The organism is Sinorhizobium sp. KGO-5 (assembly GCF_036245905.1).
GTDB lineage: Bacteria > Pseudomonadota > Alphaproteobacteria > Rhizobiales > Rhizobiaceae > Sinorhizobium > Sinorhizobium meliloti_A.
In genome coordinates this window covers 121,268-145,890 of the sequence record NZ_BDIZ01000001.1, presented here as the reverse complement: position 1 = coordinate 145,890, position 24,623 = coordinate 121,268, and the positions used below count along the sequence as shown (strand labels likewise).

The 24,623-nt window shown below is 64.3% G+C and carries 22 protein-coding genes; 15 read left to right on the top strand and 7 right to left on the bottom strand.

The features are described from left to right. Positions 1 to 113: 113 nt before the first annotated feature. The 3 genes from BHD07_RS00625 to lysS all read left to right on the top strand — a co-directional run bounded on the left by BHD07_RS00625 (position 114) and on the right by lysS (position 4,102). Entirely contained in the window at positions 114 to 866 is a 753-nt protein-coding gene (locus BHD07_RS00625; RefSeq protein WP_338277026.1) for a TerC family protein, read from the top strand. Positions 867 to 1,137: 271 nt separating this feature from the next. Further along, positions 1,138 to 2,595 (top strand): glutamate--tRNA ligase, encoded by a 1,458-nt coding sequence (gene gltX, locus BHD07_RS00620; protein WP_324762386.1) that lies wholly within the window; start codon positions 1,138 to 1,140, stop codon positions 2,593 to 2,595. 10 nt (positions 2,596 to 2,605) lie between these two features. Then, entirely contained in the window at positions 2,606 to 4,102 is a 1,497-nt protein-coding gene (lysS, locus tag BHD07_RS00615; protein ID WP_100672864.1) for a lysine--tRNA ligase, read from the top strand. 53 nt (positions 4,103 to 4,155) lie between these two features. Here the strand turns inward: lysS and BHD07_RS00610 are convergent, their stop codons facing one another. Continuing rightward, positions 4,156 to 4,776 (bottom strand): hypothetical protein, encoded by a 621-nt coding sequence (locus tag BHD07_RS00610; protein WP_338277023.1) that lies wholly within the window; start codon positions 4,774 to 4,776, stop codon positions 4,156 to 4,158. Positions 4,777 to 4,975: 199 nt separating this feature from the next. Here BHD07_RS00610 and BHD07_RS00605 point away from each other — a divergent pair, with 199 nt between their 5' ends. The 10 genes from BHD07_RS00605 to mnhG all read left to right on the top strand — a co-directional run bounded on the left by BHD07_RS00605 (position 4,976) and on the right by mnhG (position 17,757). Further along, positions 4,976 to 5,929: a nucleoside hydrolase gene (locus tag BHD07_RS00605; RefSeq protein WP_100672862.1), complete on the top strand. Its 954-nt coding sequence runs from the start codon at positions 4,976 to 4,978 to the stop codon at positions 5,927 to 5,929. A gap of 184 nt (positions 5,930 to 6,113) precedes the next feature. Continuing rightward, positions 6,114 to 7,124 (top strand): ligase-associated DNA damage response exonuclease, encoded by a 1,011-nt coding sequence (locus BHD07_RS00600; RefSeq protein ID WP_100672861.1) that lies wholly within the window; start codon positions 6,114 to 6,116, stop codon positions 7,122 to 7,124. A 3-nt stretch (positions 7,125 to 7,127) separates the two neighbouring features. Continuing rightward, complete coding sequence (locus tag BHD07_RS00595) at positions 7,128 to 8,741, top strand: cisplatin damage response ATP-dependent DNA ligase (protein WP_100672860.1); 1,614 nt, start codon at positions 7,128 to 7,130, stop codon at positions 8,739 to 8,741. A 153-nt stretch (positions 8,742 to 8,894) separates the two neighbouring features. Further along, positions 8,895 to 11,531 (top strand): bifunctional diguanylate cyclase/phosphodiesterase, encoded by a 2,637-nt coding sequence (locus tag BHD07_RS00590; protein ID WP_338279273.1) that lies wholly within the window; start codon positions 8,895 to 8,897, stop codon positions 11,529 to 11,531. 229 nt (positions 11,532 to 11,760) lie between these two features. Next, positions 11,761 to 14,670 carry a monovalent cation/H+ antiporter subunit A gene (locus tag BHD07_RS00585; RefSeq protein ID WP_198516768.1) on the top strand — a complete coding sequence of 970 codons (2,910 nt, stop codon included), beginning with the start codon at positions 11,761 to 11,763 and terminating at the stop codon, positions 14,668 to 14,670. Continuing rightward, positions 14,670 to 15,017, top strand: a complete 348-nt coding sequence (locus BHD07_RS00580) for a Na+/H+ antiporter subunit C (protein ID WP_100672859.1) — start codon at positions 14,670 to 14,672, stop codon at positions 15,015 to 15,017. Before BHD07_RS00585 ends, BHD07_RS00580 begins: the two co-directional genes overlap by 1 nt. Continuing rightward, positions 14,986 to 16,629: a monovalent cation/H+ antiporter subunit D gene (locus tag BHD07_RS00575; RefSeq protein WP_198516767.1), complete on the top strand. Its 1,644-nt coding sequence runs from the start codon at positions 14,986 to 14,988 to the stop codon at positions 16,627 to 16,629. The genes BHD07_RS00580 and BHD07_RS00575 overlap by 32 nt, the downstream gene beginning before the upstream one ends. A 2-nt stretch (positions 16,630 to 16,631) precedes the next feature. Continuing rightward, positions 16,632 to 17,117 (top strand): Na+/H+ antiporter subunit E, encoded by a 486-nt coding sequence (locus BHD07_RS00570; RefSeq protein ID WP_324762394.1) that lies wholly within the window; start codon positions 16,632 to 16,634, stop codon positions 17,115 to 17,117. Further along, positions 17,114 to 17,395: a K+/H+ antiporter subunit F gene (locus BHD07_RS00565; protein ID WP_003528834.1), complete on the top strand. Its 282-nt coding sequence runs from the start codon at positions 17,114 to 17,116 to the stop codon at positions 17,393 to 17,395. The genes BHD07_RS00570 and BHD07_RS00565 overlap by 4 nt, the downstream gene beginning before the upstream one ends. Further along, entirely contained in the window at positions 17,392 to 17,757 is a 366-nt protein-coding gene (gene mnhG, locus BHD07_RS00560; protein ID WP_100672857.1) for a monovalent cation/H(+) antiporter subunit G, read from the top strand. Before BHD07_RS00565 ends, mnhG begins: the two co-directional genes overlap by 4 nt. Here the strand turns inward: mnhG and BHD07_RS00555 are convergent, their stop codons facing one another. Then, positions 17,758 to 18,570: an NAD(P)H-dependent oxidoreductase gene (locus BHD07_RS00555; protein ID WP_338277008.1), complete on the bottom strand. Its 813-nt coding sequence runs from the start codon at positions 18,568 to 18,570 to the stop codon at positions 17,758 to 17,760. Positions 18,571 to 18,660: 90 nt separating this feature from the next. Here BHD07_RS00555 and BHD07_RS00550 point away from each other — a divergent pair, with 90 nt between their 5' ends. After that, the gene (locus BHD07_RS00550; RefSeq protein WP_338277006.1) at positions 18,661 to 19,593 is read left to right on the top strand and encodes a LysR family transcriptional regulator; all 933 of its coding nucleotides are present in this window, start codon (positions 18,661 to 18,663) and stop codon (positions 19,591 to 19,593) included. 77 nt (positions 19,594 to 19,670) lie between these two features. Here the strand turns inward: BHD07_RS00550 and cobM are convergent, their stop codons facing one another. Together cobM and cbiE are read right to left on the bottom strand one after the other, a co-directional pair. Further along, positions 19,671 to 20,429, bottom strand: coding sequence for a precorrin-4 C(11)-methyltransferase (gene cobM, locus BHD07_RS00545; RefSeq protein WP_100672854.1), 759 nt, complete (start codon positions 20,427 to 20,429; stop codon positions 19,671 to 19,673). A 38-nt stretch (positions 20,430 to 20,467) separates the two neighbouring features. Beyond that, positions 20,468 to 21,700, bottom strand: a complete 1,233-nt coding sequence (cbiE, locus tag BHD07_RS00540) for a precorrin-6y C5,15-methyltransferase (decarboxylating) subunit CbiE (RefSeq protein ID WP_338277003.1) — start codon at positions 21,698 to 21,700, stop codon at positions 20,468 to 20,470. Between cbiE and BHD07_RS00535 the strand changes: the two genes are divergently transcribed. Next, positions 21,678 to 22,478 (top strand): cobalt-precorrin-6A reductase, encoded by an 801-nt coding sequence (locus tag BHD07_RS00535; protein ID WP_100673052.1) that lies wholly within the window; start codon positions 21,678 to 21,680, stop codon positions 22,476 to 22,478. The two genes, cbiE and BHD07_RS00535, sit on opposite strands and share 23 nt — an antisense overlap. Here the strand turns inward: BHD07_RS00535 and BHD07_RS00530 are convergent. From BHD07_RS00530 to BHD07_RS00520, 3 genes are read right to left on the bottom strand one after another with little or no spacing between them, the layout of a single operon-like run. Then, positions 22,442 to 23,206, bottom strand: coding sequence for a precorrin-3B C(17)-methyltransferase (locus BHD07_RS00530; protein ID WP_100672853.1), 765 nt, complete (start codon positions 23,204 to 23,206; stop codon positions 22,442 to 22,444). The two genes, BHD07_RS00535 and BHD07_RS00530, sit on opposite strands and share 37 nt — an antisense overlap. Further along, positions 23,203 to 23,994: a precorrin-2 C(20)-methyltransferase gene (locus BHD07_RS00525; RefSeq protein WP_324762401.1), complete on the bottom strand. Its 792-nt coding sequence runs from the start codon at positions 23,992 to 23,994 to the stop codon at positions 23,203 to 23,205. Before BHD07_RS00525 ends, BHD07_RS00530 begins: the two co-directional genes overlap by 4 nt. Next, on the bottom strand, positions 23,991 to 24,623 hold the full coding sequence (locus BHD07_RS00520) for a precorrin-8X methylmutase (protein ID WP_018096649.1): 633 nt from the start codon (positions 24,621 to 24,623) through the stop codon (positions 23,991 to 23,993). The genes BHD07_RS00525 and BHD07_RS00520 overlap by 4 nt, the downstream gene beginning before the upstream one ends.

The window sequence follows — 24,623 nt, the reverse complement described above, 5'->3', positions numbered from 1 at the left end:
CGATCACCTGGAGCCGACAACGTCGCCGCGAAACGCGCGGCGGCGCTTGCGACTTTCGCAAGTATGCCTAAATACTGCGCCATCTGTCGTGTCTCGAAAAGGAAAAGTTGCCGATGCAGGAAATCCTCACGCTTGCTCAAAGCCCGGAGGCTTGGATCGCCCTCATCACACTCATCGTCATGGAAGTGGTCCTCGGCATCGACAATCTCATTTTCATCTCGATCCTCACCAACAAGCTGCCGCCGGAACACCGCGTCAGCGCCCGGCGCATCGGCATCGGCCTTGCACTCGTCATGCGGCTGGCGCTGCTCGGCACCATCGCCTGGATCGTTAAACTGACGCAGCCGGTCTTCGAGGCCTTCGGCCACGGCTTTTCCTGGAAGGACATGATCCTGATCGCCGGCGGGCTCTTCCTCGTGTGGAAGGCGACCAAGGAAATCCATCACAGTGTCGATCCGAGCGATCATGAGGAGGATTTCATCGCCAGCTCCGCGATCAACAGCTTCGCGGCCGCCATCGGCCAGATCCTGCTTCTTGACCTCGTCTTCTCGGTCGACAGCATCATCACCGCCGTCGGCATGACCCCGCATCTGCCGATCATGGTCGTCGCCGTCGTCGTCGCCGTGACCGTCATGCTGGTTGCAGCGAACCCGCTTGCAAACTTCATCGAGAGAAATCCGACGATCGTCATGCTGGCGCTGGCCTTCCTCCTGATGATCGGCACGACCCTGATCGCCGAAGGCATGGGCTTCCACGTGCCGAAGGGCTACGTCTATGCTGCGATGGCCTTCTCCGCACTGGTCGAGGTTCTCAACATGGTCGCCCGCAACGCGCGCATGAAGCGACAGACCGCAAGGACGAAATAGAAGCACGACACGACAGGGCCCGCATCGCACCAATGCGGGCCTTCGCGGCGATCTTTGCTCTTTGCGTGCGGCGAGACGACGACATTGCCGCCCGCGGCTTTCCGTTGACATGCAGGGCTTTCTATGGTCTCACGCCTGCCGACTGGAATTGCCTGGCTAAACCGCTGGTGCGGAACCCTTGCGGGCCTTTCCTTCCCATAAAATGCGCGCCCGCAAGCTGGAAAGCACTCCGGCAAAGGGCCCCGAAAGCACGTCAAGACGGGCAAAGACAATGGCAGATTCTGCAGTCCGGGTGCGTATCGCACCTTCCCCCACCGGCGAGCCGCATGTCGGCACCGCCTATATCGCGCTCTTCAACTATCTCTTCGCCAAGAAGCACGGCGGCAAATTCATCCTGCGCATCGAGGACACGGATGCGACGCGCTCGACGCCGGAATTCGAGAAGAAGGTGCTCGACGCGCTGAGGTGGTGCGGACTGGAATGGTCGGAAGGTCCCGATATCGGCGGCCCCTACGGCCCCTATCGCCAGAGCGACCGCAAGGACATCTACAAGCCTTACGTCGAGAAGATCGTTGCGAACGGCCACGGCTTCCGCTGTTTCTGCACGCCCGAGCGGCTGGAGCAGATGCGCGAGGCGCAGCGTGCCGCCGGCAAGCCGCCCAAATATGACGGCCTCTGCCTCAGCCTCTCGGCCGAGGAAGTGACGTCGCGCGTCGACGCCGGCGAGCCGCATGTCGTGCGCATGAAGATCCCGACCGAGGGCTCCTGCAAGTTCCACGACGGCGTCTATGGCGATGTCGAGATCCCGTGGGAAGCCGTCGACATGCAGGTACTGCTCAAGGCCGACGGCATGCCGACCTATCACATGGCGAACGTCGTGGACGACCATCTGATGAAGATCACCCATGTCGCACGCGGCGAGGAGTGGCTCGCCTCGGTGCCGAAGCACATTCTGATCTACCGGTATCTCGGCCTCGAACCGCCTGTCTTCATGCATCTGTCGCTGATGCGCAATGCCGACAAATCGAAACTGTCGAAGCGCAAGAACCCGACCTCCATCTCCTACTACACGGCGCTCGGCTACCTGCCGGAAGCGCTGATGAACTTCCTCGGCCTGTTCTTCATCCAGATCGCCGAAGGCGAAGAACTGCTGACGGTGGAGGAGCTGGCGGAGAAATTCGATCCGGAAAACCTGTCCAAGGCCGGCGCGATCTTCGACATCCAGAAGCTCGACTGGCTGAACGCGCGCTGGATCCGCGAGAAGCTTTCCGACGAGGAATTCGCAGCCCGCGTCCTCGCCTGGGCGATGGACAACGAGCGGCTCAAGGAAGGTCTGAAGCTCTCTCAGACCCGCATTTCGAAGCTCGGCGAACTGCCTGATCTCGCCGCCTTCCTCTTCAAGTCGGATCTCGGCCTGCAGCCCGCCGCCTTTGCCGGGGTGAAGGCCTCGCCCGAGGAGATGCTCGAAATCCTGAACACCGTCCAGCCGGATCTCGAAAAAATTCTGGAATGGAACAAGGAATCGATCGAGACGGAGCTGCGCGCCAGCGCGGAGCGGATGGGCAAGAAGCTGAAGGCCGTGGTGGCGCCGCTCTTCGTCGCCTGCTCGGGCTCGCAGCGCTCGCTGCCGCTGTTCGATTCGATGGAACTGCTCGGCCGTTCGGTCGTGCGCCAGCGGCTGAAGGTCGCCGCGCAGGTCGTCGCCTCCATGGCGGGCAGTGGAAAGTAAGGACAAGACCATGACCGACAAGACACAGGCAGCCGGCCTTTCCTCCGACGCGACGGAAGTGCGCTCCCAGAAGCTCGACCTTCTGCGCCAGCAGATCGGCGATGTTTATCCCGCGCATTTCCACCGTACGCTCACCAATTCGGAACTCGCGGAGAAATATGCCGGGCTGGAGCCCGATACCGAAAGCGGCGAAACGGTAACCGTTGCCGGCCGCGTCTTCTCCTCGCGCAATTCCGGCATGTTCATGGATCTTCATGACGCTTCCGGCAAGATCCAGATCTTTTCGCACAAGGATACGGCACCGGAGGAGGCGCGCGCGCTTCTGCCGATGATCGATCTCGGCGACATCATCGGGGTGACCGGAGAGGTGCGCCGCACCAAACGCGGCGAACTGACGGTCAACGCCAAAGAAATCACCATGCTCTGCAAGTCGCTCCTGCCGATGCCGGAGAAGTATCACGGGCTTGCCGACATCGAGACGCGCTATCGCAAGCGTTACCTCGACATCATGGTCAACGAGGAATCGAAGCTGCGCTTTCAGCAGCGAAGCCGCATCGTATCGAGCCTGCGCCGATTCCTCGAGGACGAAGGCTTCATGGAAGTCGAGACGCCGATGCTGCAGCCGATCTATGGCGGCGCGACGGCCGAGCCCTTCAAGACGCATCACAACACGCTGAAGCTCGACATGTATCTGCGCATCGCGCCCGAGCTTTACCTGAAGCGCATTCTCGTTTCCGGCCTTACCGACAAGGTCTTCGAGATCAACCGCAACTTCCGCAACGAAGGCGTCTCGACCCGGCACAATCCTGAATTCACCATGATGGAGTGCTACTGGGCTTATGCCGACTACGAGGACGTGATGGGTCTCGTGGAACGCATGTTCGAGACCCTGGCGCTTGCGGTTCACGGCAAGACGGAATTCGAGTTCGGCGACAAGCAGCTCTCCTTCAAGGGGCCGTTCCCGCGCGTCTCCATGCCGGCGGCGGTCAAGGATGCGACCGGAATCGATTTCCTTGCCATCAAGAGCGACGAGGAGGCCCGACAGGCGGCTCGCGACGCCGGTGTCGAGATCGAGAAGGACGCGACCTGGGGCGAGGTGCTCGCCTTCCTCTTCGAGGAGAAGGTCGAAGCGACCTTGATCCAGCCTGCTCACGTCATCCACTTCCCGAAGGACATCTCGCCCTTCGCCAAGGAGGTGCCGGGCGAGCCGCGGCTCGTCGAGCGCTTCGAGACCTATTGCAACGGCTGGGAGATCGGCAACGCCTTTTCCGAGCTCAACGACCCGGTCGAGCAGCGCGCCCGCATGGTCGAGCAGATGGAACAGGCGCATGCCCGCGGCGAGAAGGAAAAGACGCTGGACGAGGACTTCCTCGATGCCATGGACCAGGGCATGCCGCCGGCCGGGGGGTTGGGGATCGGTGTCGACCGGCTGATCATGCTGCTCACCAACTCGCCGTCGATCCGCGACATCATCCTCTTCCCGGCCCGCCGTCAGAAGGCCGATTGATACCCTGGAGCAGGCCCTCCCCAACGGGGGGAGGGTTGGGGAGGGGCTCTCCCTTAATGACTCGCCTGTTCCTCGGCCGGCGCAGCGGCCGCGACATCGCCCGCTGCGGACGGATCGTTGCACATGGAGCGGTCGTCCATCTTGGCCATGATGGCGCGGACGTCGTCCAGTTCGAGCGTCACGACCTTGCCGTGGAACCTGCCGGCAGCGTTGGCCGTGGCCTCGTTATAGGAGGCGCGGAAGGGTTCATCCAAACCCGGCACGCTCCGCGGACCGGGGGCGAAGAGCACCTCCGCGCCGATCGCCGAACCGCGCACGCTTGCGCGATCCTCCGGACCTGCCGCATCGAGCACGACCACCTGGTAAAGATCGGCCTCCTCCTTTTTGGCGAGGCCGCCTGCGACGCGCAAGGCGGTCCTGATCCGATCCGGCCCGGTTGCCCGGTCCGTCTTCACATGCATGCGGATCCACCGCTGCCCCTTGTGGTCGAGCTTCAAGGTCCGGAGCGCGGTGCATCCGAGGCCGGAGGCGGAGGGCTCCGCGAAGCGCGTCAGTATCTTGTCGCGACCGACATAGACCGCGGCACCGCCGGATGCGGCGGAGACCCCGAAGGCAGCGGACAGGATGATCACCAGCCGCTTCGAAGGGCGCAGTTTGCTGAGAATGGCCTTCAAGGGATGGCTCCGCTGTCGTCGTAAAGGATCGCAAGAAAGGCCCGAAGGCGTCTTCGAAGATAGACGAACCACCTTTCGGAAAGTTTAAACGGAGGCCTCCTGCAGGCGGCCAGAGATTGACTTTCTTCCGCAGCTTGTCCATTGCGCCATGCACAACGTCGCTGTAGGCGGGAATCCCCCGTAACCAGGAAGAGGCGGTATGCACAAGGTTATTTTCGATACGGATCCGGGCGTCGACGATGCGATGGCCCTCCTCTTTCTGCACCGTCACCGGGCCATAGAGCTGCTCGGCATCACCACGGTCTTCGGCAATGCCTCGATCGAGACGACGACGCGCAATGCGTTGTTCCTCAAAGGGGCATGGAATATTGCCGCACCGGTTGCCAGGGGCATGGGCGAGACGTTCGATGCCGGCCGGCCGCATGTCGAATGGCCGACGGGCATTCACGGCGATGACGGGCTCGGCAATATCGGCGTGCCGGCGCAGATGGACCTGCCGCTCGACCCTCGTCCTGCCCACCGCTTCATCATCGACACGGTACGCGCCAATCCCGGCGAGGTGACGCTCGTCGCCGTCGGCCGGATGACCAACCTGGCGCGCGCCTTGCGCGACGATCCCGAGATTGCCGCGCTCGTCAAGGCGGTGGTGATCATGGGCGGCGCCTTCGATGTTCCCGGCAACATCACGCCGGCGGCGGAAGCCAATATTCACGGCGACCCGGAAGCGGCCGATGTGGTGATGACGGCGCCATGGCCGGTGACCGTCATCGGTCTCGACGTGACGACCAAGACGGTGATGAGCCGCGCCATGCTCTCCGAGATCGCCGAACGCGGCGGTTCACCGGCGAGGCTTCTTTCCGACATCTCGCAATTCTACATCGACTTCTACGAGCACCATGTGGATGACGGCATGATCGTGCACGACAGCTGCGCCTGCGCCTATGTCGTCGCGCCCCAATTCTTTCAGACCCGTGGCGGCGCCATCCGGGTCCTTTGCGGCGGCATCGCCGACGGCCAGACCGTTCAAAAGCCGGATGGGCGACTGTTTCCCCCGAACGCCTGGGACGGCTTCCCGAGCCAGCAGGCCTGTATCGACATCGATGCCGAAGCGGTGCTGAAACTCATCGGCGATACGCTCGCGGGCGACAGCTAACCTCCGGAAAGCACCCTCCCCAACCCCTACCCACAGGTGGGAGGGGCTTGACCCGTCGCACCGCCGCTTCCTGACGCCGGCGCTGGGGAAGGGTTTTATCCGCGGACGGCCCGCAGCCGCCTTTACGGCGAAAATCTTTTGCAGATAGCTGGCAGATGCGCCGCCGCCGGCTATCTTTATCCGTATGAAGCCGGACGCCTTGCTCTTTCCCGCCCCCAAAGGTCTCTACTGCCAATATGGGGATTTCTATATCGACCCGGTGCAACCGGTCGAGAGGGCACTCATCACCCACGGACATTCCGACCATGCGCGCGCCGGACATGGCCATGTGCTCGCGACGCGCGAGACGCTCGACATCATGCGCCTGCGCTATGGTGAAGACTTCTGCGGCGCGAGCCAAGACGCGCGCTTTGGCGAGACGATTTCGGTCGGCGGCGTGCGCGTCCGTTTCCACCCGGCCGGCCATGTGCTCGGCTCGGCGCAGATCTTCGTCGAGGCAGACGGGACGCGGATCGTCGTTTCCGGCGATTACAAGCGACGGCCCGATCCGACCTGCCCGTCCTTCGAGCCGGTCGCCTGCGACGTCTTCATCACGGAAGCGACCTTCGGCCTGCCGGTCTTCCACCACCCGGACGACAGGGGAGAGATCGCCCGGCTCCTCCAGTCTCTCCGGCAGTTTCCAGAGCGTGCGCATGTGGTCGGCGCCTACGCCCTCGGCAAGGCACAACGTCTCATCGCGCTCATACGCCAGCAGGGCTACGACGCACCTATCCACATCCATGGCGCACTCGCCAGGCTGTGCGAATATTACCAGAGCCAGGGCATCGATCTCGGCGATATCCGTCCGGCAACGCTCGGCCAGGAAAACCGGCAGGACCTCGCCGGCGCTATCGTCCTCGGGCCTCCGGCGGCTTTTGCCGAGCGATGGGCGCGCCGTTTCGCCGATCCGCTCGCCATCTTCGCCTCCGGCTGGATGCTCATCCGACAGCGCGCCAAGCAGCGCGGCGTCGAGCTGCCGCTCGTCATCTCCGATCATTGCGACTGGGCCGAGCTCACGGCCACGATCCGCGAAATCGCGCCTGCCGAAGTCTGGGTGACGCATGGCCGTGAGGAGGCGCTGGTCCGCTGGTGTCAGTTGCAGGGCATACCCGCACGGCCATTGCACCTTGTCGGCTACGACGATGAGGGAGAGTGAGCGATGAAAGCATTCGCCGAATTGCTCGACCGGCTCGTGCTGACGCCGCAGCGAAACGGCAAGATTCGGTTGCTCGTCGACTATTTCCGCGGCGCACCCGATCCGAGCCGCGGCTACGCGCTGGCCGCGATCGCGGGCACGCTCTCGCTCAACACGGTAAAGCCGGCCCTCATTCGCGACCTCTTGCTCGAGCGCATGGACGACGTGCTGTTCCACTATTCCTACGACTATGTCGGCGACCTCGCGGAAACGGTCTCCCTCGCCTGGGAGCCGCCGCCGGACGTCGCCCCCGAGGACATTCCGCTCGGCGAGGTTGTCGAACGGCTGCAGCGGGCCGGCCGCTCCGAGGTTCGCTCGCTCGTCCGCGACCTTCTGGACCGGCTCGACACCTCCGGCCGCTTCGCACTCCTCAAGCTCGCGACAGGAGGCTTGCGGATCGGGGTCTCGGCGCGGCTCGCAAAGCAGGCGCTTGCGGAGATGGGCGGCAAGGAGGTGAGCGAGATCGAAACGCTCTGGCACGGATTGGAGCCGCCATACCTGCCGCTTTTCCTCTGGCTCACCGGTGAGGCGGAGATGCCGGTGCTCAAGACACCTGCGGTCTTTCACTCGGTGATGCTCGCGACGGCGGTCGGAGAGGGCGATCTCGAAGGACTCGACCCGTCCGACTTCGCGGCCGAGTGGAAATGGGACGGCATCCGCGTCCAGCTCGCCAATGTCGGCGGGACTCGACGCCTCTATTCACGCAGCGGCGACGAGATATCCTCCGCCTTTCCGGAGATCATCGAGGCTGCCGATATCACCGGTGTCATCGATGGCGAGCTTCTGGTCGGCGGAACGATGCGCAGCAACCGCGCCACCGCGACATTCGCCGACCTGCAGCAAAGGCTGAACCGCAAGACCGTCAGTCGCAAGCTGATGGACGAGTTTCCGGCCTTCATCCGTGCCTACGACATTCTCTTTTCAGGCGAGCGCGATATCAGGCCCGAGCCCTTTCACCTCCGCCGCGAGGCGCTGTCGGCGCTGATCGAGGCGGCCTCGCCGCAGCATTTCGATCTCTCGCCGCTCGTCGGCTTTTCAAGCTGGAAGGAGCTTGACGAGCTGCGCTCCAACCCGCCCGATCCGGTGATCGAAGGCGTCATGCTGAAACGGCTGGATTCGCCCTATATGGCCGGACGGGCCAAGGGGCCCTGGTTCAAGTGGAAGCGGGCGCCCTTCAATATCGACGCCGTGCTGATGTATGCCCAGCGCGGCCATGGCAAGCGGTCCAGCTATTACTCCGATTTCACCTTCGGCGTCTGGGCGCAGGGTGAAGAGGGGACGAGCCTCGTTCCCGTCGGCAAGGCCTATTTCGGCTTCACCGATGCCGAGCTGGAGGTCCTCGACCGGTTCGTGCGCGACAATACGGTCGAACGCTTCGGCCCCGTGCGCGCGGTGCGCGCCGAACCCGACAGCGGCTTCGTCGTCGAGGTTGCCTTTGAAGGCCTCAACCGCTCCACGCGCCACAAATCCGGGGTAGCCATGCGCTTCCCGCGGATCGCCCGCCTCAGACCCGACAAGCTGCCCCGCGATGCCGACAGGCTCGAAACACTGCAGGCGATGATCGGAACGCAACGCTGAAGCGCTTGGACCACGCGTTACCGCAAGTTATTTCAGAAACCCCGAATGAAGGTTTGTTAAGGAGAGTCTGGAATTATCCGGGCTTGCTGCATGCCGTCCCCTCCCCTTTGTGGGCCACGTCCTGGAATTGCTCTTTTGAAGCCGCATCATGCCATGTCCCGTCTGTCGCGCTTTCTCACCCCCAGCTACCTTCCGGCCCTCATCGCGGCCGTTGTTGTAGTCGCCGCCGGGGTTCTCGCGGACAATCAGAACCGGATCGTTTCGGAAGCGCGGCTGCGCTCCGAGGTTGCCGACGCGCTCAACCCGATACGCTCGAGCCTCGAGAGCAGCGTCAACGGCAATATTCAGCTGGTCCGGGGGCTGATCGCCACGATCGAGACCGAACCCGACATGCAGCAGCAGCGCTTCGCAGAGCTCGCACGCAGCGTCTTCAGCGGCGGCTCGCAGCTTCGCAACATCGCCGCCGCGCCCGAACTGGTGGTCGCGATGGTCTACCCGCTGACGGGCAATGAGAAGGCGATCGGTCTCGATTACCGCGCGAACGACAAACAACGCAGTTCCGTCATGCGCGCAGTGGCATCCGGAGAAATGGTGCTCGCGGGCCCTGTCGACCTCGTGCAAGGCGGTCGCGGGCTGATCGGCCGCTTCCCGGTAACCACCGGTCCGGAAGGTGGCAGGCGCTTCTGGGGCGTTGTATCAGCGGTGATCGATGTCGATCGCCTTTATCGCGACAGTGGGCTTTCATCGCCGGCGCTCGACATCGACATCGCCATTGCCGGCCGCGACGGCACGGGACGCGGCGGCCCGCATTTTTTCGGCGACCCGGCAATCTTCGAAAGCGCCCCTGTCGAGATGAGCGTATCCTTGCCCGGCGGTTCCTGGCGCATGGCCGCGATCCCCAAAGGCGGTTGGCCGACGACACCGCAGAATGCGTGGCAGGTCCGCTTCCTCATCATATTCGGCGGCCTGATGATCGTCGCTCCGATGATCGTCGCCGGCCGCCTCATGGCCGAGAGGCAGGCGAACTTTCGCGCATTGAGGCAGAGCAAGGATCAGCTTCAGGAGCTTTCGCACCGGCTGAGGATCGCGCTCGACACTTCGAAGATCGGCATATGGGAGCTCGACGTCGACAGCGGCACGCTCCTGTGGGACAGCCGCATGAAGGAGCTCTACGGCATCGGATCGTCGATGCGCGCGGTCTACGAGGACTGGCGGAACACGCTTCATCCCGACGATCTCGCCCGTGCCGAGGCGGAATTCGCCGAAACGCTCGCCACGGGCGGCGCATACAACACGGAATTCCGCATCCGCCTTCCGGGTGGGAAAGTCCGCCACGTCCGTGCGATCGGCTCGACCTATGCCGGAACGAACGGCAACAGGAAGATCGTCGGCGTCAACTGGGACGTGACGGCCGACGTGAAGACACGCGCGACGCTGTCGGAGGCCAAACGCCTCGCGGAAGCTCACAGTGCCGAGTTGGAGGCGGCGCGCCATCGCATGGAATTCAACGCGCTGCACGATCCATTGACCGGTCTGCCCAATCGCCGCTTCCTGGACCAGATTCTCTTCGACCGCAGCCGGCGAGCCGACGCAAATGCGAAGATCAGCATCTTCCATATCGATCTCGACCGTTTCAAGCAGATCAACGATACGATGGGCCATGCAGCCGGAGACGAAATCCTGAAGCATGCGGCAAGCCTTTTGCGGGACAATGCACGCCAGGACGACTTCGTCGCCCGGATCGGCGGCGACGAGTTCGTCATCATTCGCGCAAGCGGCGGCGGCGACGAAGACGCGGCTCTGGCTTCCCGCGTGATCGAGGCGATGAGCGTTCCGGTGCGGTACGAAGATCAGGAATGCCGCATAGGCGTGAGCATCGGGATTGCCGCTCAAACCGATGCGACGGATGACCTTTCCCAGGTACTGGTCAACGCCGATATCGCCCTTTACGAGGCCAAGCGCCGGGGCCGCAACCGGCAAGAGACCTTTACGGGTGCGCTGAAGACCGCCGTGCTCCAGACGAAACAGACGGCCGACGAGATCCTGCGCGGTCTCGAGCAGAACGAATTCGTCGCATATTTCCAGCCGCAGTTCTGTCCGAGCTCACTCGACATCATCGGCGTCGAGGCACTCGCACGATGGGATCATCCCACCAAGGGGCTCCTCGGCCCGCACGCCTTTCTCAAGACGGCGGAGGACATCAATGTCGTCGCGGCGATCGATCAGAAGATTCTCGAACAGGCGCTCTTTCAGATCTATCGCTGGGAGGCAAACGGGATCTACGTGCCGAAGGTGTCGGTCAATCTCTCCTATCCGCGCCTGAGAGACGAGGGACTGATCGACCGGCTGGAGGAGCTTTCCATACCCGAGGGGCGGCTTTCCTTCGAACTGCTCGAATCGATTTCCTTCGACGAGAACGATGTGACGGTCATGTCCAATATCCGGCGCATCAAGGAACTCGGCATCGACATCGAGATCGACGACTTCGGTACCGGCTATGCCTCGATCCTGAGCCTGCTGAAGCTGACGCCACGCCGCCTGAAGATAGATCGGCAACTGGTGCTGCCTATTCTCGCCTCTCCGGCGGAGCGCCGGCTCGTGGCATCGATCATCGACATCGGCACATCGCTCGGGATCGAAGTGATCGCCGAAGGTGTCGAAACGCTCGAGCACGCCCGCATCCTCAAGGAAATGGAATGCCATGGTCTGCAGGGCTACGCCTTCGCCCGGCCGATGAACGCCAACGATCTCGCCACTTTCGTCTTCGAGCGGCGGTGGCGCGCCGCTTGACCGGGATCCGGACCCCGCTTTCAGAGGCGGACTGCACATACGCGGCTTTTTCTTGCTCCTAAGGCTTGGCAGCCGTCCGGAAAATAGTCATAAAAACATATGCCTCCTGCCGCTGATGCGAACGCGCGGACCTCGTCCGCGTGACCCGTCCGGCGTCAGTCCTCGGGGGACCGAAGTCCCGACCTCCAATACACTCGGAAGGAGATAAACGATCGAATACGCGGAGAAATTGCTTTCTGTTTTCATTCTTGTCCCCTTCGCGGGAAGCCTCATTGCAATCTTCTTCCCGTCCGATCAGCGCGGTGCGATTTCCTGGTTCGCAGGTGCGATCGCGCTTGTCTGCTTCCTGGTGACCGCCGGCCTCTACCCCTACGTCGCCTCGGGCGGCGTCCTCCATTACCGGATCGACTGGGTTCCGCAACTCGGGCTGAACTTCACCCTCCGGATGGACGGCTTCGCCTGGCTGTTTTCGGCACTGATCACGGCGATCGGCGTTCTCGTCGTCCTTTATGCCCGCTACTATATGGCCGAGGAGGACCCGGTCCCGCGCTTTTTCGCGCTGTTCCTCGCCTTCATGGGATCGATGCTGGGCGTCGTTCTTTCCGGCAACCTCATTCTGCTCGCCGTCTTCTGGGAGCTGACCAGCATCGTCTCCTTCCTGCTGATCGGCTATTGGCACCATAACGCACACGCCCGCGACGGCGCCCGCATGGCGCTGACGATTACCGGCATGGGCGGCCTCGCCATGTTCATCGGCCTGATACTCATCGGCAAGATCGTCGGCAGCTACGAACTCGACGCGGTTCTCGCCTCGGGCGACGCGATCCGCAACCATCCGCTCTATGGCACGGTACTTGTCCTCGTCCTGCTCGGGGCGTTGACGAAGAGCGCCCAGTTCCCCTTCCATTTCTGGCTGCCGCACGCGATGGCGGCCCCGACGCCGGTTTCGGCCTATCTGCATTCGGCGACGATGGTGAAGGCCGGCGTCTTCCTGCTCGTGCGGTTCTGGCCGGTGATGGCCGGCACGGATGCCTGGTTCTGGATCGTGGGCCTTGCGGGCCTCACAACGCTCCTGCTCGGCGCCTATTTCGCGATTTTTCAGCAGGATCTGAAAGGACTCCTCGCCTATTCGACGATCAGTCATCTCGGGCTCATCACCGTTCTCCTGAGCCTCGGCAGTCCGCTGGCGGCCGTCGCCGCGGTCTTTCATATCGTCAACCACGCGACCTTCAAGGCCTCCCTCTTCATGGCGGCCGGCATCATCGACCACGAAAGCGGCACCCGCGACATGCGCAGGCTGAGCGGGCTTTTCCACTTCATGCCGATCACCGCGACGCTCGCCATGGTGGCGAGTGCCGCCATGGCCGGCGTGCCGCTGCTCAACGGCTTTCTCTCCAAGGAGATGTTCTTCGCCGAGGCGATCGAGACGCATCTCGTCAACCCGCTCGACACGGTTACGCCCTATGTGGCGACGATCGCGGGCATGTTTGCGGTCACCTATTCCCTCCGCTTCATCCACGGCGTCTTCTTCGGCCGGCCACCGGCGGACCTCCCGAGAAAACCGCATGAGCCACCCCGCTGGATGCGGGCGCCGGTCGACTTCCTCGTTCTTGCCTGTCTGGTCGTCGGTATTATTCCCGCCCAGACGATCGGTCCCTTCCTTCACACGGCCGTTCTCTCGGTCCTGCGCGAGGGAACGCCCGATTACAGCCTTTCGGTCTGGCACGGCTGGAACATTCCGCTGATCATGAGCTTCGTCGCGCTTTCGGGCGGCATCGGCCTCTACTTCCTGATGCGCTCCTATCTGGCGACGGCCGTCGAGGGTCCGCCGGTCTTCCGCCTGCTCCAGGGGCAGCGCATTTTCGAGCGCGTGCTGGTAACGCTTTCCTGGAAGTGGGCCCGATGGCTCGAACAGCGGCTCGGCACGCGTCGCCTCCAGCCGCAGATGCGTCTCCTCGTCTTTCTGGCGCTTGCGGCAGGGGCATCGCCGCTTCTTCTCGGCAATTTCGAACTGCCGCCGCTCGTGATCCGCGGCATCGATCCCGCCTTCGCCCTGCTTTGGGCGATAGGCATCGCCTGCGCCATCGGCTCCGCCTATCAGGCGAAATTCCACCGTCTCGCCTCGCTGGTCCTCCTCGGCGGAGCAGGGCTCGTCACCTGCATCACCTTCGTCTGGCTTTCGGCACCCGATCTTGCGGTCACGCAGCTCCTCGTGGAGATCGTCACCACCGTGCTCATTCTGCTCGGCTTGCGCTGGCTTCCGAAGCGCATCGAGGAGCCGATGGCGGCGGAGGACATCTCGATCAGGGTCCGCCTGAGACGCTTGCGCGACCTGCTGCTGGCGATCGGCGCCGGCGGGGGAATGATGCTCATCGCCTACACGGTGATGACGCGGCCCCTCCCCGAAACCATTGCCAGCTATTTTCTCGAGCGCGCCTATCGGGAGGGCGGCGGCACAAATGTCGTCAACGTCATCCTCGTCGATTTCCGCGGCTTCGATACGCTTGGCGAGATCGCCGTGCTCTGCATCGTCGCGCTCACGGTCTTCGCGCTTCTCCTGCGCTTCCGCCCCCAGTCCGACAGCCTGGAGACGCCAGAGCAGCAAAGGGTGCAGAACGCCTTCGACGACGATCATCCCGACCGCGCCGCCGGCGACAGCGTCGCCGAATATCTCTTCATCCCGGCAGTGATCATGCGCTGGATGTTTCCGGTCACAGGAATGCTCGCGGCCTTTCTCTTCCTGCGCGGACATGATCTGCCGGGGGGCGGCTTTGCCGCCGGCATCGCCATGTCGATCGGCTTTATCCTGCAATATATGTCCGGCGGAACCCGCTGGGTCGAGGAACGGCTCCGCATCCATCCGCTTCGCTGGATGAGCATCGGCCTGCTGGTCGCGACGGCCACGGGCGTCGGGTCCTGGTTCTTCGGCTATCCCTTCCTCACCTCCCACGCGCAATATGCAAGCCTGCCGGTCGTCGGCAAGTTTCCGCTCGCAAGCGCGATCCTCTTCGACCTCGGCGTCTTCTCGCTGGTGCTCGGCGCCACCGTTCTCATCCTCATCGCGCTGGCGCACCAGTCGGTCCGTGCGCCGCGTGCGCATGCGAAGGCCGCACGCTCGGACAAGGAGGCGGCACGCTAATGGAACTCATTCTTTCGGCCGGGATCGGCACGCTGACCGCATCGGGCGTCTATCTTCTCCTGAGGCCGCGAACATACCAGGTGATCATCGGGCTTTCGCTGCTCTCCTTCGCCGTCAATCTCTTCATCTTCGGCATGGGCCGGTTGCGGGTGAACGGCCCTCCGATCCTCGATCCCGGCGGCGTCGGCGATCTCGCCCGCTATACCGACCCGGTGCCGCAGGCACTGGTGCTGACGGCGATCGTCATCGGCTTCGCCATGACCGCACTTTTCCTCGTGGTGCTGCTCGCCTCCCGCGGCTTCACCGGAACCGACCATGTGGACGGAAGGGAGCAGCGCGGTGACTGATTGGCTCGATCATCTTCTCATCCTGCCGATCCTCCTGCCGCTTGCCGTGGCTGCGGTGCTGATCCCGATCAACGAGCGCGACCGCACATTGAAGGGGGCCATCGGCTTCGCGTCCACGCTCGTCGTCTTCATCCTCTCGCTGATCCTCATGCGACTTGCCGCGGCCGGCACCGGCAGCCTGCCCGGATCAGGGGTCTATCAGCTCGGCAATTGGCCCGCCCCCTTCGGGATCGTCCTCGTGCTCGACCGCCTGTCGGCCCTGATGCTGTGCCTGACGAGCGGCCTTGCACTCGCCGCGCAGGCCTATTCCATGGCGCGGTGGCACACGGCCGGGCATCACTTCCATTCGCTTTTCCAGCTTCTCGTAGCCGGTCTCAACGGCGCCTTTCTCACGGGCGACCTCTTCAATCTCTTCGTCTTTTTCGAAATGATGCTGGCCGCCTCCTATGGCCTGCTCCTGCACGGCTCCGGTCCGCTGCGCGTGAAGGCGGGGCTGCATTATATCGCCGTCAACCTCGCCGCCTCGGCGCTGTTCCTGATCGGCGTCAGCCTGATCTACGGCGCCGCCGGCACGCTCAACATGGCCGACCTCGCGACGAAGCTCGCAGCCCTCGAACCGAGAAGCAGAACACTCGTCGAAATGGGCTCGGCCATCCTCGGCGTCGCCTTTCTCGTCAAGGCGGGCATGTGGCCGCTCAGCTTCTGGCTGCCGACGGCCTATGCCGCGGCGACGCCGCCGGTCGCAGGCGTCTTCGCGGTCCTGACCAAAGTCGGCATCTACGTCATCATCCGCCTGCATCTGCTCGTCTTCGGCACTGCGGCGGGCACATCGTCCGGTTTCGGCCAGGACTGGCTCGTCACCGGGGGAATGCTGACGATCGCCTTCGGCGGTATCGGCGTGCTCGCCTCGCAGGCGATGGGCCGTCTTGCGGGCTACTCCGTTCTCGTATCCTCGGGGACCCTGCTCGCCGCGGTTGGCCTCGGCCACGACGGAATGCTCGCCGGCGCACTCTTCTATCTTGTCAGCTCGACACTGACGATCGGGGCCTTCTTCCTGTTGATCGAGCTCGTCGAACGCGGCCGGGACGCCGGCGCCGACGTTCTGGCCGTGACGATGGAAGCCTATGGCGATTTTGACGAGGACGAGGAGGATGAAGAGGTCGGCGTCGCCATCCCCGGCACGATGGCCGTTCTCGGCCTCTGCTTCTGCCTCTGTGCCCTGCTGCTCGCCGGCCTGCCGCCTTTCTCCGGCTTCATCGCCAAATTCGCGCTCATCAGCGGCCTCTTCGACATGCCGGGCGCCGAGCTCGCGACCGCGATATCCGCCGCCGACTGGACCTATGTCACTCTCCTCATCCTGTCCGGGCTCGCTGCCATGATCGCGATGAACCGCATCGGCATCCGAACGTTCTGGGCGTCGATCGAGGGTACGATCCCGCGGGTCGTGGTGATCGAGATCACGCCGGTCGTCGTCTTGCTCGCAGCCTGCATCTTCCTGAGCCTGCAGGCGGGGCCCGCGATGCGCTACATGCAGGCGACGGCTGACGATCTGCTCGCGCCCCTCACCCACAGCGAGCGCGTGCTTTCGGCGCCGCGGGCCGGGAGCCAGTAGCGATGCGTACCTGGTTCCCCTACCCGCTGCTCTCGATCGCGCTCCTCCTCATGTGGCTGCTTCTGAGCCAGTCCGTGGCGCCGGGCTCAATCGTCCTCGGCCTGGTGGTCAGCACGGCTCTCGCATGGGTGACGCTCAACCTGCAGCCCGCCCGCTCGCGTCTCCACCGCTGGAGCCGGATCGCCGGATTCATCCTGCGCGTCGTCGGCGACGTCATCCGCTCCAATATCGCCGTCACGCTCATCATCCTGCGCGCAGGCAGGCGTCCGGTGAATGCGGGCTTCATGACGGTCAGCCTCGATCTCGCCGACGAGAACGCCCTGGCGCTGCTCGCCTGCGTCGTCACGGCGACGCCGGGCACCGCATGGCTCGAATATGACCGTCGCCGGAAGATCCTGCTCTTCCACGTGCTCGACATCGACAACGAGGACCTGTGGCGGAAAACGATCACGCGCTATGCGGCCGATTTGAAGGAGATATTCGAATGATGGAGCTTGCCGTCGTCTGGTCCGTGCTCGTCGCACAGACCATGCTTGCGCTGGCCATGGCCTTCGCGCTCTACCGCATGGCCAGAGGACCGAGGGCCCAGGACCGCATTCTCGGTCTCGACACGCTCTACATCAATGCGATGCTGATGCTCATCACCTTCGGTATCCGTACGGCGAATACGGTCTATTTCGAAACGGCGCTGATCATCGCAGTGATCGGCTTCGCCTCGTCCATCGCGTTGGCAAAATTCCTGATGCGCGGCGAGGTGATCGAATGAGCCATCTGACCGACCTTCCGCCATGGGCGGCGCTGCTCGTCTGCGGCCTGATGCTTATCGGCGCCGCGACCACCCTGATAGGATCGCTCGGGCTCCTGCGCCTGCCCGATTTCTACGCGCGCCTGCACGCCCCGACGATCGCGACCAGCGGCGGCACCATCCTCCTCTGCCTCGCGTCGATCCTCTGCTTCGCCGTCCTGCAGAGCCGCTGGGTGTTCCACGAAGTCCTCATCATCTTCTTCGTGACGGTGACGACGCCCGTGACCCTGATGCTGCTTGGCCAGGCGACCCTGTACCGCGACCGCTTCGAGGAACGGCAGGGCGTGCCGCCCAAGCAGAAACCCGCACCGGGTGAAGAATAGCTACTCGCCCGCCTGACGAAGCGCCTCCCGCGTCTCATCCAGGTGAAGCGCAAAACTGGACGCAGTCTGGTCTCCCAGTCCGGGGCGGAGCTGCATGCTTGGAATGAGATAGTCTCCGCCATTTTGCTGTCTGTATGGAATGGGTGAGACGGTCCCGATCGTCCGCATCCTTTCCCGAAGACCCTCAGCGGCCTCAGTGAATCCGGCTTCGTCGAGGCGATCGGCGCGATAAGCCACGAAGGGAGGAAGCACGTCATAGCCGGGATAATAGAGGATGCCGTGATTGATCGGGAACAGAAGGTCGTCGATCGGTCCGTTCACCCCGCGGGCCGAATAGTGTTCTTCCCAACCCCCGGCGGTGACGATCAGCATCGCGCGTTTGCCTGCCAGGTTGCCTTCGCCATAGCGGTCGCCCCAGCGCTTGTCGCTATGCTCGCCGACGCCATAGGCGAAGCCGTAGGCGAACACCCGATCGACCCAGCCCTTGAGAATGGCAGGCATGGAAAACCACCAGAGCGGGAATTGGAGGATCAGAACGTCGGCCCACAGCAGCTTGTCGATCTCCCCCCTTACATCTTCCGTCAAAGCACCGGTTTCGAAGGCTTTCTTGGACGCCGCGACCGGCACCAGCCGCGCATCCGGCGGCCAAAGGGGGAAATCGGCGTGACCGACTTCGGACTTCCAGCCGTCGGCATAGAGGTCAGAGATCCGCACTTCGTGACCTTGGTTCATGAGCTCCTCGACCGCGACGTCGCGGAGCGCTCCGTTGAGCGAACGCGATTCAGGGTGGGCAAAGACGAGCAGAATTTTCATGGATCATTCTCCTGATGGTAGGTCGCCTCACTGTAGCCGGAGCATCAATATTCCACTATATGTCTGGAATGGATATGATTGAGCCATATAATGGATAAATCAGACGTCACCCTCGAACGGATACGCACCTTCGTTCGCGTCTCGGAACGGGGCAGCTTGTCGGCAGTGGCGCGAGAGCTCGGCATCGGCCAATCCACCGTGACGCGGCATCTGCGCGAACTCGAGGAGGCCGTCGGCGCGCCTTTGCTGAGCAGGACCACCCGGCGCGTCACGATGACCGACGAAGGCAGCCGCTACTATGCTCGAAGCGTCGAGATCCTGCGCCTGGTGGAACAGGCCAGCGACGAGGTGCGCGTTACGCGCGGCGCCCACGCCGGCACGATCCGCATCTCCTGCACGGCGGCTTTTGGTGTGCTGCATGTAAGCCGGCTTATCTTCGAATTTCAGGACGCCTATCCGGATATCGGCGTCGATTTGAGCCTTACCGATGAGCGGATCGACCTCGTGCGGGAGGGAATTGATGTGGCGCTCCGCCTGGGGCCTCTTACCGACAGTTCGATGCGGATGAAGGCGCTTGGCCAAAGCCGACGGCTGCTGGTGGCAGCGCCGGCCTACCTGGCGAAGCGAGGAAGACCGGCCACTCCACAGGAGCTCATCGGGCACGAAGGCATCCGGATGTCGAATGTGGCAGGCAGCGAAACCCTCGCCCTGCAGGGGCGGGATGGCAGGTACCACGCCGTTCCCTTCGGCGGTCGCTTGAAAGTGGACCATGGCCTCGCCGCACGCGAAGCGCTCGTCTCCGGACGCGGCATCGCGCCTGCGCATCGATGGCTTGTCGGCGATCTTCTGGAGGCGGGAAGGATCGAGGTCGTGCTGCCCGACTATTCGCTTCCTTCCGTGCCGCTCAACATGCTGGTCGTACCGGACCGCGCCGGCATCTCCCGGGTCCGCCTTCTCATCGACTTCCTCGCAAATGAGATCGGCAAGCTTCCGGGAATGGACCGTTCGCCGAACGGGCAATGATCAGCCGGCGCTTTTCTGCGGCGCCGCGTGTCTTATCAGGAAAGCTCGCTATAGCACTTTGAACGATGCCCGCCCGTTCAATCGCGCCCGCGGAAGCGGCGCTGATAGGCCGGGTCGTAGAGCGAGCTTTCGCGGAAATCCGATGCCTCCAGGCCCGGTCCGACGAAGATCAGCGCGGTGCGTTCGATCGGGTCCGCCGCGACCCTGGCTGCGATATCGCCGAGCGTGCCGCGGACGACGCGTTCGTCCGGCCAGGAGGCCTTGGCCACGATCGCGACCGGGCAGTCGGCGCCGTAAAGCGGCGTCAGCTCCTCGACCACCTGACCGAGCGCGTGAATCGCAAGATGGATCGCAAGCGTCGAACCGGTGGCGCCGAAGGCGGCAAGCGTCTCGCTGTTCGGCATCGGCGAGGCACGACCCGAGACGCGGGTCAGCACCAGACTCTGCGCGACCGCCGGGATCGTCAGCTCGCGGCCGAGCGTCGCGGCAGCGGCAGCGAAGGCGGGGACGCCCGGCGTCAGCGTGTAGTCGATCCCATTCTTCTCCAGCCGGCGGATCTGTTCTGCCACCGCGCTCCAGACGGAGAGATCGCCGGAATGCAGCCTGGCGACATCCTCGCCGGCTTCGGCGGCGCGGACATATTCCGCCTCGATCTCGTCAAGCGACATCGGCGCGGTATCGATAATGCGGGCGCCCGGCGGGCAATATTGCAAGAGCTCGGCCGATACGATCGAACCGGCGTAGAGGCAGACGGGGCAGCGGCCGATCAGGTCCCTGCCCCTGATCGTGATGAGGTCTGCCGCGCCCGGGCCTGCGCCGATGAAATGAACCGTCATGATCTGTCCTCTCGAAAAAGCATGGCTCGTAGATCGGCTCACGCCTTGATCCACGACCATTGCGTGACCGGCATCGCCGGCCGCCAGCCCGTCATGGCGCCGACGGGCGAGGCCCGGGCGATGTCGATGCGGATCAGCGAGCCGCCGAACCGCGCGTGTCGGGCGAGCAGCACCGCTTCCATCTCCGTCGTCACGGCATTGGCGACGAGACGTCCGCCGGGCGCGAGCGCCGCAACCGCCGCCTCCATTACCCCGGGCTCGCTGCCGCCGCCGCCGATGAAGATCGCGTCCGGCTGCGGAAGGCCGTGCAGCGCCTCCGGCGCCTGCCCTTCGGCGACCACAAGCCCCGGAACGCCGAAGCGGGCGGCGTTGCGGCCGATCCGCGCAGCCCGTTCGGACGACGCCTCTATGGCGACGGCGCGCATCGCCGGATCGGCAAGCATCCATTCGATCGCGATCGAGCCTGAGCCGGCGCCGATGTCCCAGAGGAGTTCGCCCTTGCGCGGCGCGAGTGCCGAGAGCGTCAGCGCCCGCACCTCCCGCTTGGTGATCTGGCCGTCATGCTCGAAAAACCGATCGTCCAGGCCGCTGGCAAGCGTCAGAACGCGTGCATCGGCATCAGCCACCACCTCAAGCGCGCAGACGTTCAGAGCGTCGAGGTCCTCCATCGCGAAGCCGGAAGCGAGATGCCGGGAGACACGCTCGCTTGCGCCGCCGAGCGCTTCGAGAACCGTAAGCCGTGACTGACCGAATCCGCTTTCTGCAAGCAGCCCGGCAAGCGCCTTCGGCCCGTTCTCGTCCGAGGTCAGCGCCAGAACGCGCGCGCCGGGCTGAAGATGCGGCCGTATGAGATCGAGCGGACGGCCGTGCAGCGAAACGGTCGCGACCTCCTGCAGCGCCCAGCCTAGCCGGGAAGCGGCGAGGCTGAAGGCGGACGGCGCGGGGATGGTGCGCATTTCGGCGGCATCGACGCGGCGCGCCAGCGTGGCGCCGACGCCGTAAAGAAACGGATCGCCGGAGGCGAGCACAACGACAGGGCTGCCGCGCCCGGCGACGATCGCCTCCACCGATTTTTCAAACGGGCTCTGCCAGCTATGGCGTTCGCCGCCGATCAGCGGCGCGGCGAGTTCCAAATGGCGGGCCCCGCCGAAGACGACGGGAGCTGCCTTTATCAGGCGCTTGGCCTCGTCGCCGAGACCGGCTACACCGTCTTCTCCGATACCGATCACGATGAGCCAGGGAGCGACGATGGCCGAGCCACTGTTCGACATGTCAGCCACGGGCAGACCTCGCATTCTGATCCTGGGTGGAACGACCGAGGCGCGGCAGCTCGCAGAACGTCTGGTCTGCGAACCGCATTACGATGCGGCGATCTCGCTTGCCGGCCGTACCGCCGATCCCCGCCCGCAGCCGCTTCCGACGCGCATCGGCGGCTTCGGCGGCGCCGAAGGGCTTGCCGCCTTTCTGCGCGAACGAAATATCGCCCTGCTGATCGATGCGACGCACCCCTTCGCCGCCCGCATCTCGCTCAACGCCGCCGCAGCGGCCAAGATGACCGGAACGCCGCTCCTTGCGCTCCGCCGCCCCGCCTGGGCGGCAGAGCCCGGCGATCGATGGACCTGCGTCGGAAGCGTCGCGGAAGCGGTGTCCGCGTTGGGCGAGGAGCCGCGCCGCGTCTTGCTGGCAATCGGCCGGCAGGAGGCTTACCATTTCGAGAAGGCGCCGCAGCACAGCTACGTCGTGCGCAGCGTCGATCCGGTGATGCCGCCGCTCGATCTGCCGGATGTCACCGCCATCCTCGCCTCCGGCCCCTTTGCGCAGACCGACGAAACAGAACTGCTCGAACGCCACGGGATCGACGTCATCGTCGCCAAGAACAGCGGCGGTGCGGCCACCTACGGCAAGATAGCGGCGGCGCGTCACCTCGGAATCGAGGTGGTGATGGTCGAGCGCCACAAGCCTGCCGACGTTCAATCGGTCGGCGACTGCGACGAGGCGCTCGAACGCATCCGTCAATGGCTTTCTCCGGTGAAGGACCGCGGCGTGTAGACGAGGTCGTGCTTACCCTCGCGGGCGATGGTGCGCGTCTCCGGCGAACCGATGATCACGCAGGTCGCCATGTCGGCGCGGTCGGGATCGGCCTCACCGAGCGGCATGACTGCTATGCGCTCGTCCGCCCGCCCGGCCGCGCGGCCGAAGATAACCGGAACGCGGGCCGGCAGCACCTGCCGAAGAACCTCGAAGGCCTCGCCGAGCTGCCAGGGACGCGCCTTGCTGATCGGATTGTAAAGCGCGATGACGAGCCCCGCTTCGGCGGCAAGCCTCAGTCGTCTGGTGATGACATCCCATGGCTTCAGGTTGTCGGAAAGCGACATGGCGCAGAAATCGTGTCCGAGCGGTGCCCCGATCCGGGCTGCGACTGCGAGCATCGCGGTGACGCCGGGCGTGATCGTGAGATCGACCTCACGCCATTCCTGCGGCCCCTTGTCGATCGCCTCGCAGACGGCGGCCGCCATCGCGAAGATGCCGGGATCGCCGCCGGAGACGACGCAGACATCTGCCCCGGCTGCGGCGCGCGCGAGTGCTGCCCGGGCACGGTCCAGTTCCTCGCGATTGTCCGAAGCGATGCGCCGTTGATCCGCCCGAAGATGCAGGCGATCGAGATAGGGGCCGTAGCCGAAGAACTCGGTCGCGACCGCAATCGCATCCTCGGCCTCGGGCGTCATTTGCGCCGGATTGCCGGGGCCGGTGCCGACGATGAAGAGCTTTCCGGTCATGCGCTGCCCTCCGATCCGGGCCTTTCCTTCCGGCCGGGCCTGTCCTTACCGCCGGGCCTGTCCTTCCAGCCAGGAACGAGCACCAGCGAGAAATAGGGCGCCTCGTCGTCCGGCTTCTCGCCGAGCGGAACCATCGCCGCATTCCTCATGGTGCCGCGCTCCACATAGACGGCCGCCTCGAGCCTGCCTGCCGCCGCCAGCGCCCGGCGGATCTTCGGCAAGTTGCGGCCGACCTTCATGATGACCGCGGCTTGCGTGTCGGCGAGGCGGCGCTGAAGCTCGCCCTCGCCCATCGTGCCGGGGAGAACCGAGAGCACGTCGTCGCCCTGCACCAGCGGCAGCCCCGCCAGCGACCAGCAGCCCGACATTGCGGTGATGCCCGGAATGACCTCGGCCGGGAAGCGGCCGGCAAGCCGCACATGGAGGTGCATGTAGGAACCGTAGAAAAGCGGATCGCCCTCGCTCAGCACCGCGACCGTCCGTCCGGCGAGAAGATGCGCCGCGACGACCTCGGCCGAGGCGTCGTAGAAATCGGTGATCTGGCGCTTATAGGCGTCGTGATCCTTGTCGATCTCGGTCGTCACCGGGTAGTAGAGCGGCAATTCGGTCATGTCCGGCTTCAAAAGACCTTCCACCACCGCGCGGCCGTTGCCGTTGCGTCCGGCCTTGGCGAAATAGGCGACGACATCCGCTTCGCCGAGTGCCCGGACGGCCTTTACGGTCAGGAGTTCAGGATCGCCGGGACCCGTTCCGACGCCGATAAGCCGGCCTGATACCACGCCGCTCACAGGCCCGGCCTCGCGAGAGAATTCAGCGCGGCGGCGGTCATCGCACTGCCGCCCAGACGGCCGCGAACGATCGCAAAGGGAACGCCATAGGAATTTTCGGCAAGCGCGTCCTTCGATTCGGCCGCACCGACGAAACCGACGGGCATTCCGAGGATCGCCGCCGGCTTCGGCGCGCCGTCGCGCAGCATTTCGAGCAGATAGAAGAGCGCTGTCGGCGCATTGCCGATCGCAACCACGGAGCCAGCCATCCGCTCGCCCCAGAGCTTCAGCGCCGCTGCGGAACGCGTATTGCCGATCTCGGTGGCGATCTCCGCGGTACGCGCATCGCGAAGCGTGCAGATCACCTCGTTGCCGGCGGGCAGCCGGGCGCGCGTCACGCCATGGGCGACCATTTCGGCGTCGCAGAAGATCGGCGCGCCGTCTTTCAGCGCCGCGCGCGCGGCGGAGACGAAGCCGGGCGAGAACACGAATTGTCGCACCGCCTCGACCGATCCGCAGGCATGCACCATGCGTATGGCGAGATCGGCTTCTTCTTCCGAAAAGCCGGAAAGATCGGCTTCCGCGCGGATGATCGCGAAGGAACGCTCATAGATGGCGTTGCCATCGCGGATGTAATCGTAATCAGGCAT

Excerpts from the sequence above, each read along its gene's own strand:
- cobM (WP_100672854.1), bottom strand. The coding sequence starts at position 20,429 with ATGACGGTTCATTTCATCGGCGCAGGCCCGGGCGCGGCAGACCTCATC.
- BHD07_RS00590 (WP_338279273.1), top strand. The coding sequence starts at position 8,895 with ATGTCCCGTCTGTCGCGCTTTCTCACCCCCAGCTACCTTCCGGCCCTC.
- BHD07_RS00550 (WP_338277006.1), top strand. The coding sequence starts at position 18,661 with ATGGATAAATCAGACGTCACCCTCGAACGGATACGCACCTTCGTTCGC.
- cbiE (WP_338277003.1), bottom strand. The coding sequence starts at position 21,700 with ATGTCGAACAGTGGCTCGGCCATCGTCGCTCCCTGGCTCATCGTGATC.
- BHD07_RS00535 (WP_100673052.1), top strand. The coding sequence starts at position 21,678 with ATGGCCGAGCCACTGTTCGACATGTCAGCCACGGGCAGACCTCGCATT.
- BHD07_RS00595 (WP_100672860.1), top strand. The coding sequence starts at position 7,128 with ATGAAAGCATTCGCCGAATTGCTCGACCGGCTCGTGCTGACGCCGCAG.
- BHD07_RS00605 (WP_100672862.1), top strand. The coding sequence starts at position 4,976 with ATGCACAAGGTTATTTTCGATACGGATCCGGGCGTCGACGATGCGATG.
- BHD07_RS00520 (WP_018096649.1), bottom strand. The coding sequence starts at position 24,623 with ATGCCTGATTACGATTACATCCGCGATGGCAACGCCATCTATGAGCGT.
- BHD07_RS00565 (WP_003528834.1), top strand. The coding sequence starts at position 17,114 with ATGATGGAGCTTGCCGTCGTCTGGTCCGTGCTCGTCGCACAGACCATG.
- BHD07_RS00600 (WP_100672861.1), top strand. The coding sequence starts at position 6,114 with ATGAAGCCGGACGCCTTGCTCTTTCCCGCCCCCAAAGGTCTCTACTGC.
- mnhG (WP_100672857.1), top strand. The coding sequence starts at position 17,392 with ATGAGCCATCTGACCGACCTTCCGCCATGGGCGGCGCTGCTCGTCTGC.
- gltX (WP_324762386.1), top strand. The coding sequence starts at position 1,138 with ATGGCAGATTCTGCAGTCCGGGTGCGTATCGCACCTTCCCCCACCGGC.
- BHD07_RS00580 (WP_100672859.1), top strand. The coding sequence starts at position 14,670 with ATGGAACTCATTCTTTCGGCCGGGATCGGCACGCTGACCGCATCGGGC.
- BHD07_RS00555 (WP_338277008.1), bottom strand. The coding sequence starts at position 18,570 with ATGAAAATTCTGCTCGTCTTTGCCCACCCTGAATCGCGTTCGCTCAAC.
- BHD07_RS00530 (WP_100672853.1), bottom strand. The coding sequence starts at position 23,206 with ATGACCGGAAAGCTCTTCATCGTCGGCACCGGCCCCGGCAATCCGGCG.
- BHD07_RS00575 (WP_198516767.1), top strand. The coding sequence starts at position 14,986 with ATGTGGACGGAAGGGAGCAGCGCGGTGACTGATTGGCTCGATCATCTT.
- BHD07_RS00625 (WP_338277026.1), top strand. The coding sequence starts at position 114 with ATGCAGGAAATCCTCACGCTTGCTCAAAGCCCGGAGGCTTGGATCGCC.
- BHD07_RS00570 (WP_324762394.1), top strand. The coding sequence starts at position 16,632 with ATGCGTACCTGGTTCCCCTACCCGCTGCTCTCGATCGCGCTCCTCCTC.
- lysS (WP_100672864.1), top strand. The coding sequence starts at position 2,606 with ATGACCGACAAGACACAGGCAGCCGGCCTTTCCTCCGACGCGACGGAA.